This window comes from Brucella lupini (assembly GCF_002252535.1).
In the GTDB taxonomy this organism is placed as follows: Bacteria; Pseudomonadota; Alphaproteobacteria; order Rhizobiales; family Rhizobiaceae; genus Brucella; species Brucella anthropi.
Map to the genome: position 1 here is coordinate 14019 of NZ_NNRN01000049.1, position 17313 is coordinate 31331.

The following is a 17313-nucleotide window of genomic DNA, read 5'->3' on the forward strand; positions in this document are numbered from 1 at the left end:
GATGAGCGCATCCGTTAAACAGAAGCGACTGACGCCGAAGGCCATTTCGGCCCTCAAGGGCGAGCGCCCGATTGTCAGCCTCACCGCCTATACAACGCCGATTGCGCGTCTGCTCGATCCGCATTGCGATCTGCTGCTTGTCGGCGACTCTCTCGGCATGGTGCTTTACGGCATGGATTCGACGCTGGCGGTGACGCTCGACATGATGATCGTCCATGGGCAGGCGGTGATGCGCGGGGCCGAGACGGCCTGCGTCATCGTCGACATGCCGTTCGGTTCCTATCAGGAATCAAAGGAACAGGCGTTCCGCAATGCGGCTCGTGTGATGCAGGAAACCGGCTGCGACGGCGTCAAGCTCGAAGGCGGCGAGGAAATGGCCGAAACGGTCGCATTCCTCGTCAAGCGGGGCATTCCGGTATTCGGTCATGTCGGGCTGATGCCACAACAGGTTAACACGGTCGGCGGCTTCCGCTCGCTCGGACGCGGCGACGAGGAAGCCGACCGGATTCGCCGCGATGCACAGGCCATTGCCGATGCCGGTGCTTTCGCGCTGGTTATTGAAGGCACCGTGGAACCGCTGGCGCGCGAGATCACCGCATCGCTCGCCATTCCGACGGTCGGCATTGGGGCTTCGGCTGCCTGTGATGGACAAATACTGGTTTCAGACGACATGCTGGGGCTGTTTCAGGATTTCACGCCGCGTTTCGTGAAGCGTTTTGCGCAATTGGCGCCGCAGATTTCCGATGCAGCCAAAGCCTATGCCGAAGAGGTGCAGGCGCGTGCATTTCCGGGGCCGGAGCATGTTTTCGGCGCGAAACCCAAGGGCTGAATAGCAAAACCTGTGCCGTATGGCGGTAGCGCCTTGTATTTATTCGTCAATCGCGTTCAATGTCGGAACTGTTTTCCGGAGTTGCCGTGACCGACGATATTGCCCATACCGAACTGATTGCCGTGCTGACGGCTGTGACCAGCGAACAGCCGCGCGTCATGACTGTGCGGCAGGGACAAGCTTTACCGTCGGGTCCGTTCGAAAGCGAGCATCGTTCTCTGCAATCGGGTCTGCGCGCCTGGGTGCAGTCGGAAACCGCACATCCGGTCGGTTATCTGGAGCAGCTTTATACTTTTGCCGACCGTGACCGCCATGCGCAGGGTGAGCGCATCATCTCGATCAGCTATCTCGGTCTTGTGCGGGAAAGCGATGCGGCGGCGGGGCAGGCGGGCTGGCGCGGCTGGTATGATTATCTGCCGTGGGAAGATCACCGTCAGGGCGAACCGGCTATCATGGAGCATCTCAACAATGCGCTGCTTGTCTGGGCCTATCGGGCCGAAACGCCGGAGCTGACAGCGCAGCGCATGCGGCGCATCGCTTTCACCTTCGGCTTTGAGAGCGGAGAGTGGAGCGGGCGCTGGAACGAAGACCTTGTACTGCAACGTTATGAGCTGCTGTTCGAAGCTGGTCTGGTGGCCGAGGCCGGAATGAAGGAAGACGAGAACGGCCGCTCCATGTTTGCCGATCATCGCCGTATCCTTGCCACGGCAATTGCGCGACTGCGTGCCAAGATCAAATACCGCCCGGTGGTGTTCGAGTTGATGCCCGACAGTTTTACGCTTTTGCAATTGCAGCGCACCGTCGAGGCGTTGGCCGGCTTGCGCCTGCACAAGCAGAATTTCCGCCGCCTGATCGAACAGCAGGATCTCGTCGAGGAAACCGGCGAAAGCGACAGCGAAACCGGCGGTCGCCCGGCAAAACTGTTCCGTTTCCGCTACTCGATTGTCGAGGAACGCGCCCTTTCCGAGCGCCATCTGGCTGGTGCCAAGCTGCCAATCTCTCGCGATTGACAATATGCTCGAATCGAGTATAACTTCGCAAACATGAAATACTCAAGTTGAGTATAATGGATGCACTCGGGAGATCACCCATGAACGATCATGTTTCCGTCTCGCAACTCTATGATCGCGTGGCCAAAGTCCTGCCGAAGGCGGAGTGGCTGGGCTTCGAGGATGACGTTGCGGCGATCCTCGAACTGAAGAAAAAGCGCAATGCGGTTATCCTTGCGCATAATTACCAGACACCGGAAATCTTCCACTGCGTGGCCGATATTGTCGGCGACAGTCTGGCGCTGGCGCGCAAGGCTGCGGAGGTCGATGCCGATGTGATCGTGCTCGCGGGCGTACATTTCATGGCCGAGACGGCCAAGCTGCTCAATCCAGGCAAGACAGTGCTGATCCCGGATATGGCTGCGGGCTGTTCACTGGCCGACAGCATCACACCGGAAGATGTGGCGTTGCTGCGCGAAGCGCATCCCGGCGTGCCGATCATCACCTATGTCAATACATCTGCTGCCGTTAAGGCGGCATCCGATATTTGCTGCACCTCCGGCAATGCCAAAAAAGTGGTGGAGTCGCTCGGCGTGCCGCGCGTGCTGATGATCCCCGATGAGTTTCTGGCGCAGAATGTGGCGCGCGAAACCGATGTCGAAATTCTCGCCTGGCATGGCCATTGTGAGGTGCATGAACGCTTCACCCCTGACGATATTCGCGAATTGCGTGAGAGCCACCCCGGTGTGGTGGTTCTGGCCCATCCCGAATGCCCGCCGGACGTGGTGGAAGCTGCCGATTTCGCCGGGTCCACGGCGGTCATGTCGGATTATGTCGGCGAGAAAAAGCCGCAGCGTGTCGTGCTTTTGACCGAATGCTCGATGAGCGACAATGTTGCTGTCGATCACCCGGATGTTGAGTTCATCCGCCCGTGCAATCTCTGCCCGCATATGAAGCGGATCACGCTTGCCAATATTCGCGATGCGCTGGAAAACAATCGCCATGAAGTGACAGTCGATGCAGCACTGATGGAGCCTGCCCGCCGCGCCGTCGAGCGGATGCTGGCGGTATGACTACGACCCCGGTCCTCGTCATTGGCAGCGGTCTTGCCGGTCTGATGACGGCGCTGACGCTATCTCCGCAGCCGGTGTTGCTGGTGACAGCGGGAAGCCTCGGCCTGTCTGGTTCCAGCATGCTGGCGCAAGGCGGTATTGCTGCAAGTGTTGGTGCTGATGACAGCGCGGCGCTGCATCTGGCCGATACGATTGCGGCTGGCGACGGCCTGTGTGACATGGGCGTGGCTGCTGAAATCATAGCGGCAGGCGCGGAAGTCATTGCTGCGCTGGAAGCGCATGGCGTGCACTTCGACCGCAAGGCGGACGGGGTATTTTCACTCGGTCTGGAAGCTGCCCATAGCCGTCATCGGATTGTGCATGTGGATGGCGACTCGACGGGGGCGGGCATCATGCGCGCTTTAACCGCAAAGGTTCTGGCAACGCCTTCGATCACTGTTCTGGAAAACACCCGCGCCCTGCGTTTGATCAAGCAGGATGGTCGTGTCGTCGGTGCCTGTCTTGAAAATCTCGGACCGGTTGCAGCAACCGCCGTGGTGCTGGCGACGGGCGGGATCGGCGGACTTTATAACGCAACAACCACGCCGCTTGGCAATCTCGGCCAAGGTGCCGCTCTGGCAGGCCGCGCTGGCGCTGTGCTTGCCGATATGGAATTCGTACAGTTCCACCCGACCGCGCTTGGCGTGTCTGCGCCGCGTCTGCCGCTGGTCAGCGAGGCGGTGCGCGGGGAGGGTGCGCATCTGGTCAATGATCGCGGTGAACGCTTCATGGCCGATATTCCGGGTCGCGAACTTGCGCCCCGTGATGTGGTCGCACGCGCTATCGGCAGCGAGATTGCACAAGGGCGCAAGGTCTATCTGGATGCGCGCGCGGCTCTGGGTGCGCGTTTTGCAACCCGGTTTCCCGGTATCGATGCGCTTTGCAAACAGCATGGCATTGATCCGTCCGGTGATCTGATCCCGGTCAGACCGGCCACGCATTACCATATGGGCGGGATCAGGACCGACGCCGACGGGCGCAGCAGTCTGCCGGGTCTGTGGGCTGTGGGCGAAGCGGCCTGCACCGGCCTGCACGGCGCCAACCGGCTGGCCAGCAATTCGCTGCTTGAAGCTGCCGCCATGGGGCTGCGCGCCGCCCGCGCCCTCTCAAATGAAGACGCCGTCGACGCGCGGCATCCCGTGCCGTTCAGCCTGCCACAGAGTGCCGATCCCGAACCGGTGCGGCGCATCGTTTCCAGCCATCTTGGCCTGCTGCGTGATGAAGAAGGTTTGCGCTCTGCAATCACCACCCTTCTCCCCCTCGCGGAGACCGACGATGTCGCAGCCGTGGCGCTGGTCGCTGTGGTTGCGGCATATGAACGGCGCGAGTCGCGTGGCAGTCATGCCCGCACCGACTATCCCGCCAAAATTGCGGCTCCAGTCCGCAGTTTTTTCACTTTTTCGGCAGCTTTCGCACTGGCTCGTGAAATTGCCGCGCCTCACCCTGTTACAAGGACTGCATGATGAACCTGCCGCGCTTGTCTCCGCTCGTCGTCGAACCGCTGGTGCGCGCTGCACTTCTGGAAGATCTGGGGCTTGCTGGCGACATCACCAGCAATGCGGTGGTGCCGGAAGAGCACCGCTCGGCCATGCTGTTCAGCCTGCGCCAGCCGGGCGTCATCGCCGGGCTGGACGTGGCCGAAATGGCGTTTCGTCTGGTCGATCCGGATGTCACATTCGAACGTCTGGCGCGGGACGGTCAGTCTCTTGAAAAAGGGGCGGATGTCGCCCGCGTTTCCGGCTCCTCCCGCTCCATTCTGGCGGGTGAGCGGACCGCGCTTAATTTTCTTGGTCACCTCTCCGGCATTGCCACGGCAACGGCCAATCTGGTCAAGGCGGTTCAGGGCACAAAGGCTTCCATCGTCTGCACGCGCAAGACGACGCCCGGTCTGCGTGCCTTGCAGAAATATGCAGTCCGGGCAGGCGGCGGCATGAACCATCGTTTCGCGCTCTATGATGCGGTGCTGATCAAGGATAATCACATTGCAGTCGCGGGCGGTGTGCGCGAGGCTATCGAACGCGCCAAGGCCGGTGCTGGTCACATGGTCAAGATCGAGGTCGAGGTCGATACGCTGCAACAGCTCGAGGAGGCGATGGCCATTGGTGTGGACGCTGTATTGCTCGACAATATGTCGCCTGCGCAATTGCGCGAGGCGGTCTCGATTATCGACGGTCGCGCCATTTCCGAAGCCTCGGGCGGCATCACGCCGGAAACGGTGGCGGCGGTTGCTGCCAGCGGGGTTGATCTGATTTCGGTCGGCTGGACCACGCACAGCGCGCCAAATCTCGATATCGGGCTCGATTTTGAACTGAATAGATGAGGCTTTACGTCTTGTGTGGACACAGGGGCAATATCTCCCACATAGGCAATGTCCAAACGTGTTTCGCTGTGAAACCTAGTCCACCGCTAAGGGTTAGGTCTCGCTCATTCATGGCGTAAACTGCATCCATACTCGTGCAAGAATCCTACATGCAAAAACATGATTGAATATTTCATGTTTTTATGTCACACGATGACTGACTGATAGTCAGTCATGAGTCGTGCGGTGGTTCTGCAACTTGCTTGTGTGCGTGCCGGCTGCCGGATCGCCGTCACGGCTCAAAGCGGCATTGCCGCAGAAAGTTTGATGGATATCGAGCAGGAGGGAAGCGTGATGCTTCACCATACGGAAAATTGGCCTTACGTGGTCACCTTGTCGAAGGGCGCATCGACCTTGGAAGAAACGCGTGAATTCTTTGATGCCTGGAATCGGTGGCTTGACGAGGGAAAGCCCTTCATCACGATCCGCCGTTTTCTGGACGAGGACGCACTTGCGCATCCCGAAGGTTCGGCACGGGAAGTGAAACAATGGTTGCAGCAGAATGCGCAGCGTATTCGCGAACAGGTGCTGGGCATGGTGAACATCGTTCCGGAATCTGTTTATGAACAGGCAAGCCGCATGGATGCAGAAAAGCTGTTTCGCGTCCCCGCGGGCACATTCTCCAATGTCGATGCGGCGCTGCATTGGCTGGAAGATCGGGTCATTCGACCAAATCAGCTTGATTTTGACAGGGCGGCGATCCGGGATAAATTGGCAGCGACCTGAAGTTTTGGAGATTGATTTGCCTTCCACTGCCATCAAGCCCAAGCCCCGCACCAAACCAGCGGAAATACGTCGCGACGAGCTGATGGCTGCAGCCGAAGCCCTCTTCCTCGAAAAGGGCTTCGCGGCGACAAGCGTGGATGAAATCGTGCGTCTGGCGGATGTTGCCAAAGGTACGTTCTATCTGCATTTTCGCAGCAAGGACGACATCCTGCTTGCCTTGCGGGAGCGATTTGTCGATGGGTTCTGCGAGCGATTGGAGCGCCAACTGGGTCTACTTCCCGCCGACGACTGGCAGGGAAAACTGGCTGCATGGGCCGAGACCGGAATTGCCGGCTATCTCGACAACTACAAACTCCACGACATGGTGTTCCATGATTTTCACCCGCCCATGCGTCGCATGAAGCAGGAAAATCCGGCAATCGTCCGGCTCGATGCATTGTTGACCGACGGTAATGCTGCAGGCGTATGGAAAATCGCCGATACGCGTTTGACGGCTGTACTTCTGTTCAATGCGCTGCACGGTGCGGTCGATGAGATCATCTCCAACCCGGATATGATGGATCGTGCCGAGATGGTCGCCGGTGTGAAGACGTTTTTCCTGCAGGCGGTGCGATCTTAATAAGTACAGTTAAAGAAAAAGGGAGGCCGACGCCTCCCTCTATTCATTTTTCAGCGCTTGTGGCAGGGCTTACTTTTCAACAAAGGCCTTTTCGATGACGTAATGTCCGGCTTCGCTCTGGCTGCCTTCCTTGAAGCCGCGTTCTTCCAAAATCTGCTTGGTTTCGGCCAGCATTTCCGGGCTGCCGCAGAGCATCATGCGGTCGTCATCGTGGTTGAATTCCGGCAGACCAATATCGGTAAAGAGCTGACCCGAACGAATGAGGTCGGTCAGACGGCCACGATTCTTGTAAGGCTCACGTGTGACAGTCGGATAGTAGATGAGCTGGTTCTTCACCATTTCGCCGAGGAATTCATCCTGCGGTAATTCATTGGCGATGAAGTCCGTATAGGCAAGCTCAGCCACCTGACGTACGCCATGAACGAGAATAATCTTCTCGAAACGTTCATAGGCCTCCAGATCGCGGATGATCGACAGGAATGGCGCGAGACCGGTGCCGGTCGAAAGCAACCAGAGATTTTTTCCGGGCTTCAGATTGTCATAGAGCAGCGTGCCGACCGGCTTCTTGGACAGGATGATCTGGTCACCCACCTTCAGGTGCTGGAGCTTTGAGGTCAATGGACCGTTCGGCACCTTGATCGAGAAGAATTCCAGACCGTCTTCGTAAAGGCTCGAGGCAATCGAATAGGCGCGTGTGAGCGGCTTGCCGTTCACTTCCAGGCCCATCATGATGAACTGGCCGCTCTGGAAGCGAAAACCGGGGTCGCGCGTCGTGCGGAAGGAAAACAGCGTGTCGGTCCAGTGATGGATGTCGGTGACGGTTTCCTGATTGAAGTTGCTGCTCATTTTCGGAACTGTCTCTGTCTTGCTCCAGCACCGCTTGGGAGGACGGCGCCTATGGAATGGATTGGTCGGTTCGGTTTCTATCGGTCATTGCTGCATTTTGCCCGCAGTCGTGCAGCTCCGTGGAGACTGCATCCGCTGCGGGCAAAACGCCTTGATCACAATCAATGTAAGCGCGTCATGCTGCCTTCAGGGTGGCTTCCGCGAATTCGTAGTTGGCCAGCTTGTCGAGGAAATTCGTTACATAGTCAGGCCGACGATTACGGAAATCGAGATAATAGCTATGCTCCCAGACATCAAGCCCTAATAGTGCCTTGCCTTCGCCTGTTGCCAGCGGGTTGGAGCCATTTGGCGTCTTGGTGACCTTCAGCTTGCCGTCATTGGCCAGAACCAGCCATGCCCAGCCCGAGCCGAACTGCCCGACGGCCGCAGCCTTGAAGGCTTCCTTGAACTGGTCGACGCTACCGAAATCCTCGACGATCTTCTTTTCCAGAGCGCCAGGCAGGCGACCACCGGTTGCCGACAGGTTCTGCCAGAACAGATCGTGGTTCCAATGCTGGCCGGCATTGTTGAACACGGGAGCTAGATCAGCCTTATCCTTGGCGAAGAGGACGATTTCTTCGAGCGACTTGCCCTTGAGCGCGTCATTTTTCTCCACGAAACCGTTGAGTGCCGTCACATAGGCCTGATGGTGCTTGCCGTGGTGCAGCTCAAGCGTTTCCGTGCCCATTCCGACGCCTTCAAGTGCGTTGGTTGCAAAGGGAAGTGGTGGCAAAGTGAAGCTCATTTTAAAACTCCTGATCGCTTGAGCATAATCACCGTTCAGCATCCTGAGGATCTATCCCGGTGTGGACTCTGGCTTTGACGAAAGCCGGTTTGAATATTGAAAATTCAGAATTATCTTGCTTCGACAGGCCTGATCACCTATTTAACAAGATAATCCTTCTTTAAATAGAAAATGGCACATATGTCAAGGAATGACTTTCTAAATACCGATGAATTGGGAGCACGTTCTCCCGCGGAGAGGATCATGCTCTCGCTCAAGATGCGGGGAGCGCAAACCGCCGCGACCATCGGGGAACATTTGGGAACCACAGGTGAGGCCGTTCGCCAACAGCTCGTGCGTCTGGCAGAGGAAGGGCTTGTTTCCTCACATTCCGTGTCCCAAGGCGTTGGCCGCCCTTCGTTGTTCTGGGATCTGACCGAAGCCGGTAACAAACGTTTCCCCGATACGCATGCTGATCTGACGGTTCAGCTTCTTCATTCGGTGCGTACCATTCTTGGTGACGATGCGCTGGACACGCTGATCGCCCATCGCGAGACCGAGACGCGCCGTCAATATCAAACGCGGCTGAAGGATTTGTCGCTCGACCAGCGAGTGAAGGAACTTGCCGACATTCGTTCCGCCGAAGGCTACATGGCTGATGCCGAAAAGCGGGACGATGGTTCCTGGCTGCTCATCGAAAATCATTGTCCTATCTGCGCCGCTGCAGATGCCTGTCAGGGCTTCTGCAGATCAGAGCTTCAGGTGTTCAGGGCCGTGCTTGGCCCTGATGTTTCTGTAAACCGCACTGAACATATTCTGGCCGGTGCGCGGCGCTGTGCTTACGTTATTGCGCCGACCGCCTAACCATCCTTTTAGCACTATGCCGGTTGCGGCTGTCTCGCGCTGCGGACCAGAGCGAGTGCCGACACGAATGCCAGTGCAGACAGAATGGCAAAGCCGGAGAATAGCCAAAGTGCGGCATGTGCAGTGCCGGTAAAGCCGCCGGGATTGGTGAGACCAGCCATATTGGCAACCATTCCTGCAAGTGCTGCGCCAAGGGCGGTCGTGAAAAGCTGCACCATGGTCACGGATGCGGAAGCCAGATTCTGATCCTCTGCGTCGGCACGCTTGAAAATGCGGGTCAGCAGGTGCGGCCATGTCAGGCCAACGCCAAAACCGATGACGGCCAGCGCGATACAGATCGGCAGCAGATCGTACCAATGTCCTTCGCTGCCAGCCGGAATGAGAACGGCCAGCGTAACCATGCCCGCCACGCCCATAACGGGGGCGGCCAGAATGACACGGTCGGTGCGCCCGGCGGCAACCCCTGACGATCCGATGGAACCAAGTGTCCAGCTGCCGCCCATGATGGCTGCCAGATAGCCCGCAACAAGCGGTGACTGGTTGTGCAGCACCTGAAAGAACAGCGGTACGAAGACTTCGGAACTGGTGACGGATGCGCTGAGGAAGGCGAGGGTCAGATAAAGCGCGCCGAGTTTCTGGATGCTGAACGAGCCTTTCGGCAGAATGCGCCTGCTGGCTTTCTTTTCCACGGCTGCGAGGAGAAGCAGCAGAATAATGGCAAGCGCGACGCCTCCGGCATTGAACGCCAGTTCGGATGAAATACTTCCAGCAGAAACGGCGAGGACTGCAGCGGTCAAAAGGATGAGCTGTGGCCAGGCAAGCCGGTCATTGCTGGCGGCGGAGCCGGATTCACGCGGCAGCACCGTCATAGCCATGATGGTGAACACAGCAATCACCGGCGCGAGCGACCAGAAGGCGGCACGCCAGATGCCAAGCTCCGCAAAAACACCGCCGATGGCAGGGCCGACAAGTGTGGCCACGCCCCACATGCCGGAAACGAGGCCAATGGCGCGTGGCCACAGCGCTTCGTCGAAAACGATGCGGATCATGGAATAGGAAAGGGCGAGCATCATGCCGCCGCCAAGACCCTGTATGGCGCGCCCCGCCAGCATGACAGGCATAGATGGAGCCAGACCACAGGTCAGGGTTCCGGCAGCGAAGATTACCGCCGCGATCAGATAGGCGCTGCGCGGGCCTGCCTGAGAAAGCAGGCGCGGCACGAGAGCCGAGCCGAGAATGGATGCAGTCACGAACAGCGCCGTGTTCCACGCATAATAGTCCATGCCGCCAATGTCGGCGACGACCGTTGGCAGAATGGTTGTAGCGATGAACACGTTGATGGCATGAAGCGCGACACCGCCGACAAGCGTCAGCGAGACGATAGCGTTTCTGCCTGCGAACAGGTCTCCCCAACCGGCGGTCGGCTTCTGATCCTGCATTTCATTTTCCTTTGACTGTCATCGTGCGGGCGAAAGTCTGAATGAGGTCGCCCCGAACATGGAGAAAATGGCTACGCCCGCGGCTGTAATTTGTCAAGCAAATGCTTGTTTAATTAATTTGATGATACTTCTGGGATTGTAGCGAGCCCTATTGGCCGGCAGAAGCCATTTGTCCGGGCAAAGACTTTCAATGAAAACGGCAGGGCAAGGGGTAGCGCATGTCTCCCGAAAGCGGGAACCGGTTTCGGGAGACATGCGTAAAAACAAACAGATAGAGCGGTTCCAACGACTTCTTATCAACCGGAACCGCTCTAGAAGAGGGAAGGGGTTCAAATTCCTGCAGAAAGCTCTATATGAAGCTCACCTGCTGAAGGTCGGGAAGTAATCCGCGATAGCTTGTGGGGAAATTTTTTCCCGATAATGCTGTGGCGGATTTGTGTTTCTGTCACAAGCTTCCTATAAGCCTTCGAATAATTTGGGAAACCACCTGTGTGTTTCCTCAACTTGGCAAACCAGCCTTGCTGGCGAGGCCAGATTTCCCCTTTGGACGACCCGGAACTCTCATGATCCAGACGCCTTACTACCTGATCGACAAGACCAAGCTGAAGCGCAACATGGAAAAGGTTGCCTATGTGCGCGAGAAATCCGGCGCAAAAGCTCTGCTGGCGCTGAAATGTTTTGCCACATGGTCGGTGTTTGATCTGATGAGCGAATATATGGACGGCACCACGTCGTCCTCGCTCAATGAAGTGCGTCTCGGCCATGAAAGATTTGGCGGCGAAACCCACGCCTATAGCGTGGCCTATGCCGATAACGAGATCGATGAAGTCATTTCGCATGCTGACAAGATCATCTTCAATTCGATCGGTCAGCTGGAGCGCTTTGCCAACAAGGCAGCACATATCAAGCGCGGCTTGCGTCTGAACCCGGGTGTTTCGTCTTCGACCTTTGATCTGGCTGACCCGGCGCGTCCGTTCAGCCGTCTTGGCGAATGGGATGTTGCGAAGGTTGAAAAAGTCATGGACCGCGTGACCGGCTTTATGATCCATAACAATTGCGAAAATTCCGATTTCGGTCTTTTCGACAAGATGCTGACCGATATCGAAGAAAAGTTCGGCTCGCTTCTGCACCGCGTTGAATGGGTCAGCCTTGGCGGCGGTATCCACTTCACCGGTGACGACTATCCGGTCGATGCGTTCTGCGCGCGCCTGAAGGCGTTTTCAGAAAAGTTTGGCGTACAGGTTTATCTGGAGCCGGGTGAGGCTTCGATCACCAAGACCACGACGCTGGAAGTGACGGTGCTCGACACGCTTTATAACGGCAAGAACCTCGCCATCGTTGATAGCTCGATTGAAGCGCATATGCTCGATCTGCTCATCTATCGCGAAAAGGCGAAGATGGCACCCAACAATGGCGAGCACAGCTACATGATCTGCGGCAAGTCCTGTCTTGCTGGCGATATTTTCGGTGAGTTCAATTTCGACAAGGAGCTCTCCATCGGCGACCGGCTCTCATTTGAAGATGCTGCCGGTTATACGATGGTCAAGAAGAACTGGTTTAATGGCGTGAAGATGCCAGCCATTGCCGTGCGTGAACTCGATGGCACGGTCAAATTAGTCCGCGAATTTGATTATGCGGATTTCGAGGGTTCGCTCTCCTGAACCCTGCGTCGCGGTATTACTCAGCGGCGTAAAACTTAAACAGGTTCCGCGGCTGAGAGCGCCGGGGACGATTAACAGATGGCGGGTAACCGCTGGAAGAGGAAGCATCGACAGAAAATGAAGAAGAACGTTCTCATTATCGGCGCCGGGGGCGTGGCACAGGTTGTTGCACATAAATGTGCACAAAACTCTGACATTTTGGGCGATATCCATATTGCGTCCCGCACGGTTGAGAAATGCCGCAAGATTATCGATAGCGTGCATGAAAAGAAGAGCCTCAAGACCGAGGTGAAACTGGAAGCGCATGCGCTGGACGCGCTGGATATTGAAGCCACCAAGGCTCTGATCCAGAAGACGGGCGTTCAGATCGTCATCAATGTCGGGTCGTCCTTCCTCAATATGTCGGTCCTCCGTGCCTGTATCGATACGGGCGTCGCTTACATGGACACTGCAATCCATGAAGATCCGAAGAAGATCTGCGAAACCCCGCCATGGTATGGCAACTACGAATGGAAGCATCTCAAGGAATGCGAAGAGAAGGGCATCACCGCCATTCTCGGCATTGGCTTTGATCCGGGCGTGGTCAATGCCTATGCACGTCTGGCTGCTGACGACTATCTCGATGAAGTCAAATCCATCGACATCGTTGACATCAATGCCGGTTCGCATGGCCGCTGGTTCTCGACCAATTTCGACCCGGAAATCAACTTCCGCGAATTCACCGGCACGGTCTATTCATGGCAGGGCGGTCAGTGGCAGTCGAACAAGATGTTTGAAGTTGGCCACACCTTTGACCTGCCTGTCGTCGGTCCGAGCAAGGCCTATATGACCGGCCATGATGAAGTGCATTCGCTGTCCAAGAACTACCCGAACGCAGATGTGCGTTTCTGGATGGGTTTTGGCGATCACTACATCAACGTCTTCACCGTGCTGAACAATCTCGGCCTTCTCTCCGAACAGCCGGTGAAAACTGCTGAAGGTCTGGAAGTTATCCCGCTCAAGGTGGTCAAGGCTGTTCTGCCCGATCCTTCGTCGCTGGCGCCAGACTATACCGGCAAGACCTGCATCGGCGATTTCGTCAAGGGAACCAAGGACGGCAAAAAGAAGGAAGTCTTCATCTACAACGTTGCTGACCACAAGGACGCTTATAACGAAGTGGGTAGCCAGGGCATTTCCTACACGGCTGGCGTTCCGCCGGTTGCAGCTGCAATCCTGATTGCTTCGGGTGAGTGGGATGTGAAGAAGATGGTCAATGTGGAAGAGCTGAACCCAAAGCCTTTCCTCCACATCCTGAACCAGATCGGCCTGCCATCGCGCATCAAGGATGAAGACGGCGACCGCGCACTCGACTTCGCGTAAGCCTCATCTGAATGAGTAAAGAAAACCCCGCCCAATGCCATGCTTTGTGCGGGGTTTTTTATTGATGCCTCGCTCTGGCTTACTCTGGCATATTGGGCCAAGTATCCGAGAGACGATACCCATTCGGAAACGGATCGCTTGGATCGAGCATGAGCTGCGAAGTTCCCGTCACCCAAGCGCGACCTGAAATGATGGGGCTGATGGCCGGTTTGCCACCAAGCTCCAGAGCCTTGTCCAATCGACAATGAAACTCCGTGCCCAGCACAGACTTCCCGATAAATTTCTCGCCGACTTGCATCTGGCCTTTTGCGTGAAGCACGGCCATGCGCGCCGAACAACCGGTGCCGGTCGGGGAACGGTCGAGCTTGGCCGGGCGAATGGCAACGGTGTTCACGCCCGTCAGTACGTCGCCGTCGCGCGTTACCGGCTCGGTGATCTGGCAGAAGGAAATGTGGTTCCAGTCTTTTTCAGGATGGCGGAAACCAAGCTGCTCGTTGGCGGCTTTGGTAATCTTCACGCCAATTTCGGCAAGTTCCCGCGCCTGGCCCGGTTCGATCTTCATTCCGATAGAAGCTGCATCGACAATCACGAAACTGTCGCCGCCATAAGCCGTGTCGACGGTGATCGTGCCAAGCCCTTCGACTTCCAGCGATGCATCCAGACGGTCAGCGAAAGATGGAACGTTGCGCACACTGATGCGCTCGGCCTTGCCGTTGCGGCATTCGGCTTCCACTTCGATGAGGCCGCCCGGCGCTTCCAGCACCATGCGCGTGACTGGTTCCTGCATGGGGATAATGCCGCTATCCAGAAGAACCGTGGAGACACAGATCGAATTGGAGCCAGACATGGGCGGGGTGTCAGCGGGTTCCATGATGATGAAACCCATCTGCGCGCGCGGGTCTTTTGGTGGCACCAGCAGATTGACATGGCGGAACACACCACCGCGCGGCTCGTTCAGCACGAAATTGCGCAAGGTCTCGTCGCTGGCGATGAAGCGCGACTGCTCCCACACAGTCTTGCCGGGAGGAGGGGCCACGCCACCGACAATGACATCACCGACTTCGCCTTCTGCGTGACAGCCGACAATATGGATGACTTTGGTGCTGCGCATGACGCCTCCTGCAATTAATGCAATCATTCCTATCGGTTAGGGCGTTAGCGTCAATCCTTTATCGGACGGGTAATTGCGCTTTCGCGTCAGAATGAGGATTCCATTCCCCTCAGTGTCAGGAGATGAAAAATCCATTCCGAGATGTGTTGCTTCTTTAAGCAAGTCTGATATCCATTGTGCTCTTATTTTGTGCAAATCGATGCGCAGCCCGCTTGGCTCCGGATCAGTTTCTGGAACATACACAACGTTCCCGTTAGAAATTGAGCAACCCGAAAAGTTGGGGTGTGATCGCTCTCTTGGCGATGGGCACCCTTAGCCGGCATGGGACGGTCGATGATCGTATTTCCGCGCCTCTTCTCAGATTGACATGGTCTCTGATGTTCCGGGGCGTGGCCTCATTCAAATGGAACATCCGGCGGATTGACGGCCCCGGATGCTTCGGGGAGCGGACTATGGACAGGACAATCGATGCGGGCTTTCGGGAGCCGCATGAATCCGGCACGCAACGCTGGAGCAGGGAGATGGCGGCAGCGTTGAAGCTTGGCTGGCCGCTGATCTTCACCAATCTTTCGCAGGCAGCGCTGACTGCAACCGACGTCATCTTTATCGGCCGTCTTGGAGCGGATACGCTCGCTTCGGCCCTGCTGGCGACCAGCTTCTATCATACGCTCATGATCTTCTCGATGGGGCTCGTTTCGGCCGTCATGCCGATGATCGCCATCGCGCTTGGCAAGAACCGTCATTCGGTTCGCGATGTGCGCCGCACGGTGCGACAGGGACTATGGACGGTCATAATGATCTCGATCCCGGTCTGGATCGTGCTCTGGCATTGCGAGGAGATTTTCCTGTTTCTCGGCCAGCGTCCGGATATTGCTGCCCGATCGACGGATTTCATGCACACGCTGCAATGGGCACTGCTGCCTTATCTCGGATATATTGTTCTACGCTCGTTCTTTGCGGCGATGGAAAAGCCGATGTGGACGCTGCTTATTGCGGCCCTTGCCATCGGCTTCAACGCGCTTGCCGGCTGGACGCTGATATTCGGCCACTTCGGCTTCCCGCGCATGGAACTGCACGGAGCCGGTATCGCCACAACAGCGTCAAGCACGATGATGTTCCTCGGGCTTGCATTCATCACGGTGCGTCACCACCGCTTCCGCCGCTATCACCTGTTTGGTCGCTTCTGGCGTCCCGACTGGGCGCGCCTGCGTGAACTGTGGCGCATTGGTATTCCAATGGCGCTGACATTCGTGTTCGAGACTTCGATCTTCTATGCTGCAGTGGTGATGATGGGCCGCATCGGGCCGACGGCCATGGCGGCTCATGCCGTGGCGATCCAGATTGCATCGCTCAGCTTCATGGTGCCACTCGGTTTCGGTCAGGTTGCAACAGTGCGCGTGGGCCGTGCCTATGGCCGCGGCGACCCTCAGGCTGTCGCCTATGCAGGCTGGAGCGCCTATGCGCTCGGCGTCGGTTTCATGGCCGTGATGGGGCTTCTCATGGTTCTCATCCCGCGCGTGTTCATTGGTGTTTTTCTCGATCTGCACGATCCGCAGAACCTGCCAGTGATGGAACTGGCTGTCACATTTCTTGCGCTGGCGGCTCTCTTCCAGATCGTTGACGGTGCACAGGCCGTTGCCGCGGGCATGTTGCGCGGATTACGCGATACACGCATTCCGATGTTCCTGGCTCTATTCGGCTATTGGGGTGTGGGTTTGCCGTTGGGTGCCTTGCTTGCATTCCAGTTTGAACTGGGTGGGGTCGGTATCTGGCTCGGCCTTGCCGCCGGTCTCGGTATTGTCTCGGTATTGATGACGCTGCGATGGCGCAGGCATCTCGCGCATATCTCGGCGCATCCGGCCTGACAAAAGAAAAAGCCATACGCCCGTCGGGCGTATGGCTTTTCCATCAAAGTTTTGAAACTTACTTCGTCAGTGCGGTGATGCGGTCAAGCGCTGCACCGAAGCCCTTCAGCGAAACCTTGAAGGCGACCGGCTGGCTTGGGCTCAGGGCTGTCGTGGTGACGTTGATATTGGTGCCAGCCTTGAGAGCTGCAACCTGCTTTGCTTCGAAGCTGACCGGCGCGAGGCAACCCTGCGGCAGACAGGTGGAGAAAGCGAGGTTCGGTCCGGCAACTTCGTCGATCTTGAGAGCTGCGCCCTTGGCAAGATCAAGGCCAAATGGCATCAGCAGAACACCCTCGACCTTACCTTCCACATTGCGCAATTCCGCGGTCAGAACGCGCTGGCCGGTCTGCGTGCTGCTCTGGTCCTGACGCATCACACAGATGCTTGTTTCCTTCTGGCTCTGACAGGAAACGGTCCAGTCTTGGTAAGTCTCCTGAAGGGTGCTAGCTCCACCTGGAAGTGGAGCCGCAAAGGCCGAAGCGCCGGAAATGGTTGCAAGCGTGAATGCAAGACCGATTACGCGATAGCTTTTCATAAAAAGATTCTCTCTGAAATTAATGAGCCCCAGAACCGTATACTCGGACGCACTGTCCAAGAAAACATTATTGAACATAAAATATTCGTGTCTTCAACTATGAATTATTGTTTATATTTCAGTTATATAAGAAAATAATAATATATTATTGGTTGTGCAGACGTCTTTTTCTTGGGCAAGGTTTTGCTGATTGT

The 17313-nt window shown here is 56.9% G+C and carries 16 protein-coding genes; 11 read left to right on the forward strand and 5 right to left on the reverse strand.

The window, feature by feature from the left end; translation table 11 throughout:
* Window position 1 precedes the first annotated feature (1 nt).
* From panB to CES86_RS15000, 7 genes are all read left to right on the forward strand, one after another.
* Window positions 2-829: a 3-methyl-2-oxobutanoate hydroxymethyltransferase gene (gene panB, locus CES86_RS14970; protein WP_041544931.1), complete on the forward strand. Its 828-nt coding sequence runs from the start codon at window positions 2-4 to the stop codon at window positions 827-829.
* A gap of 59 nt (window positions 830-888) precedes the next feature.
* Window positions 889-1839, forward strand: coding sequence for an NUDIX hydrolase (locus tag CES86_RS14975; protein WP_012090720.1), 951 nt, complete (start codon window positions 889-891; stop codon window positions 1837-1839).
* Window positions 1840-1919: 80 nt separating this feature from the next.
* Complete coding sequence (nadA, locus tag CES86_RS14980; protein ID WP_094514796.1) at window positions 1920-2891, forward strand: quinolinate synthase NadA; 972 nt, start codon at window positions 1920-1922, stop codon at window positions 2889-2891.
* Window positions 2888-4393, forward strand: a complete 1506-nt coding sequence (locus CES86_RS14985) for an L-aspartate oxidase (protein WP_094514797.1) — start codon at window positions 2888-2890, stop codon at window positions 4391-4393. Before nadA ends, CES86_RS14985 begins: the two co-directional genes overlap by 4 nt.
* Window positions 4393-5250 carry a carboxylating nicotinate-nucleotide diphosphorylase gene (nadC, locus tag CES86_RS14990; protein ID WP_094514880.1) on the forward strand — a complete coding sequence of 286 codons (858 nt, stop codon included), beginning with the start codon at window positions 4393-4395 and terminating at the stop codon, window positions 5248-5250. The genes CES86_RS14985 and nadC overlap by 1 nt, the downstream gene beginning before the upstream one ends.
* A gap of 213 nt (window positions 5251-5463) precedes the next feature.
* Window positions 5464-6015: a hypothetical protein gene (locus CES86_RS14995; RefSeq protein WP_231771318.1), complete on the forward strand. Its 552-nt coding sequence runs from the start codon at window positions 5464-5466 to the stop codon at window positions 6013-6015.
* Window positions 6016-6031: 16 nt separating this feature from the next.
* Window positions 6032-6634, forward strand: a complete 603-nt coding sequence (locus CES86_RS15000; protein WP_235819924.1) for a TetR/AcrR family transcriptional regulator — start codon at window positions 6032-6034, stop codon at window positions 6632-6634.
* Between the two features lie 69 nt (window positions 6635-6703).
* On the opposite strand, the gene CES86_RS15005 is transcribed toward CES86_RS15000, so the two are convergent.
* Window positions 6704-7480, reverse strand: coding sequence for a ferredoxin--NADP reductase (locus CES86_RS15005; RefSeq protein ID WP_012090725.1), 777 nt, complete (start codon window positions 7478-7480; stop codon window positions 6704-6706).
* A 175-nt stretch (window positions 7481-7655) separates the two neighbouring features.
* On the reverse strand, window positions 7656-8264 hold the full coding sequence (locus CES86_RS15010; RefSeq protein WP_029925699.1) for a superoxide dismutase: 609 nt from the start codon (window positions 8262-8264) through the stop codon (window positions 7656-7658).
* A 243-nt stretch (window positions 8265-8507) separates the two neighbouring features.
* Here CES86_RS15010 and CES86_RS15015 point away from each other — a divergent pair, with 243 nt between their 5' ends.
* Window positions 8508-9107: a helix-turn-helix transcriptional regulator gene (locus tag CES86_RS15015; RefSeq protein ID WP_012090727.1), complete on the forward strand. Its 600-nt coding sequence runs from the start codon at window positions 8508-8510 to the stop codon at window positions 9105-9107.
* 14 nt (window positions 9108-9121) lie between these two features.
* On the opposite strand, the gene CES86_RS15020 is transcribed toward CES86_RS15015, so the two are convergent.
* Complete coding sequence (locus tag CES86_RS15020) at window positions 9122-10546, reverse strand: MFS transporter (RefSeq protein WP_094514801.1); 1425 nt, start codon at window positions 10544-10546, stop codon at window positions 9122-9124.
* Between the two features lie 563 nt (window positions 10547-11109).
* Here CES86_RS15020 and nspC point away from each other — a divergent pair.
* Both nspC and CES86_RS15035 read left to right on the forward strand, forming a co-directional pair.
* Entirely contained in the window at window positions 11110-12207 is a 1098-nt protein-coding gene (gene nspC, locus CES86_RS15030; protein ID WP_094514802.1) for a carboxynorspermidine decarboxylase, read from the forward strand.
* 117 nt (window positions 12208-12324) lie between these two features.
* On the forward strand, window positions 12325-13566 hold the full coding sequence (locus CES86_RS15035) for a saccharopine dehydrogenase family protein (protein ID WP_094514804.1): 1242 nt from the start codon (window positions 12325-12327) through the stop codon (window positions 13564-13566).
* A gap of 79 nt (window positions 13567-13645) precedes the next feature.
* On the opposite strand, the gene CES86_RS15040 is transcribed toward CES86_RS15035, so the two are convergent.
* Window positions 13646-14677, reverse strand: a complete 1032-nt coding sequence (locus CES86_RS15040; protein WP_094514806.1) for a trans-3-hydroxy-L-proline dehydratase — start codon at window positions 14675-14677, stop codon at window positions 13646-13648.
* 452 nt (window positions 14678-15129) lie between these two features.
* On the opposite strand from CES86_RS15040, the gene CES86_RS15045 reads away from it, so the two are divergent.
* On the forward strand, window positions 15130-16542 hold the full coding sequence (locus CES86_RS15045; protein ID WP_012090732.1) for an MATE family efflux transporter: 1413 nt from the start codon (window positions 15130-15132) through the stop codon (window positions 16540-16542).
* Between the two features lie 58 nt (window positions 16543-16600).
* Here CES86_RS15045 and CES86_RS15050 read toward each other — a convergent pair whose 3' ends face one another.
* Window positions 16601-17119 (reverse strand): invasion associated locus B family protein, encoded by a 519-nt coding sequence (locus CES86_RS15050; RefSeq protein ID WP_010658264.1) that lies wholly within the window; start codon window positions 17117-17119, stop codon window positions 16601-16603.
* Window positions 17120-17313: the final 194 nt, after the last annotated feature.

Bases quoted from the DNA above. Each gene is read 5' to 3' on its own strand.
- CES86_RS15005 (WP_012090725.1), bottom strand. From the start codon at position 7,480: ATGAGCAGCAACTTCAATCAGGAAACCGTCACCGACATCCATCACTGG.
- CES86_RS14995 (WP_231771318.1), top strand. From the start codon at position 5,464: ATGAGTCGTGCGGTGGTTCTGCAACTTGCTTGTGTGCGTGCCGGCTGC.
- CES86_RS14985 (WP_094514797.1), top strand. From the start codon at position 2,888: ATGACTACGACCCCGGTCCTCGTCATTGGCAGCGGTCTTGCCGGTCTG.
- CES86_RS15040 (WP_094514806.1), bottom strand. From the start codon at position 14,677: ATGCGCAGCACCAAAGTCATCCATATTGTCGGCTGTCACGCAGAAGGC.
- nadA (WP_094514796.1), top strand. From the start codon at position 1,920: ATGAACGATCATGTTTCCGTCTCGCAACTCTATGATCGCGTGGCCAAA.
- nspC (WP_094514802.1), top strand. From the start codon at position 11,110: ATGATCCAGACGCCTTACTACCTGATCGACAAGACCAAGCTGAAGCGC.
- CES86_RS15035 (WP_094514804.1), top strand. From the start codon at position 12,325: ATGAAGAAGAACGTTCTCATTATCGGCGCCGGGGGCGTGGCACAGGTT.
- panB (WP_041544931.1), top strand. From the start codon at position 2: ATGAGCGCATCCGTTAAACAGAAGCGACTGACGCCGAAGGCCATTTCG.
- CES86_RS15045 (WP_012090732.1), top strand. From the start codon at position 15,130: ATGGACAGGACAATCGATGCGGGCTTTCGGGAGCCGCATGAATCCGGC.
- nadC (WP_094514880.1), top strand. From the start codon at position 4,393: ATGAACCTGCCGCGCTTGTCTCCGCTCGTCGTCGAACCGCTGGTGCGC.
- CES86_RS14975 (WP_012090720.1), top strand. From the start codon at position 889: ATGTCGGAACTGTTTTCCGGAGTTGCCGTGACCGACGATATTGCCCAT.
- CES86_RS15020 (WP_094514801.1), bottom strand. From the start codon at position 10,546: ATGCAGGATCAGAAGCCGACCGCCGGTTGGGGAGACCTGTTCGCAGGC.
- CES86_RS15015 (WP_012090727.1), top strand. From the start codon at position 8,508: ATGCTCTCGCTCAAGATGCGGGGAGCGCAAACCGCCGCGACCATCGGG.
- CES86_RS15010 (WP_029925699.1), bottom strand. From the start codon at position 8,264: ATGAGCTTCACTTTGCCACCACTTCCCTTTGCAACCAACGCACTTGAA.
- CES86_RS15050 (WP_010658264.1), bottom strand. From the start codon at position 17,119: ATGAAAAGCTATCGCGTAATCGGTCTTGCATTCACGCTTGCAACCATT.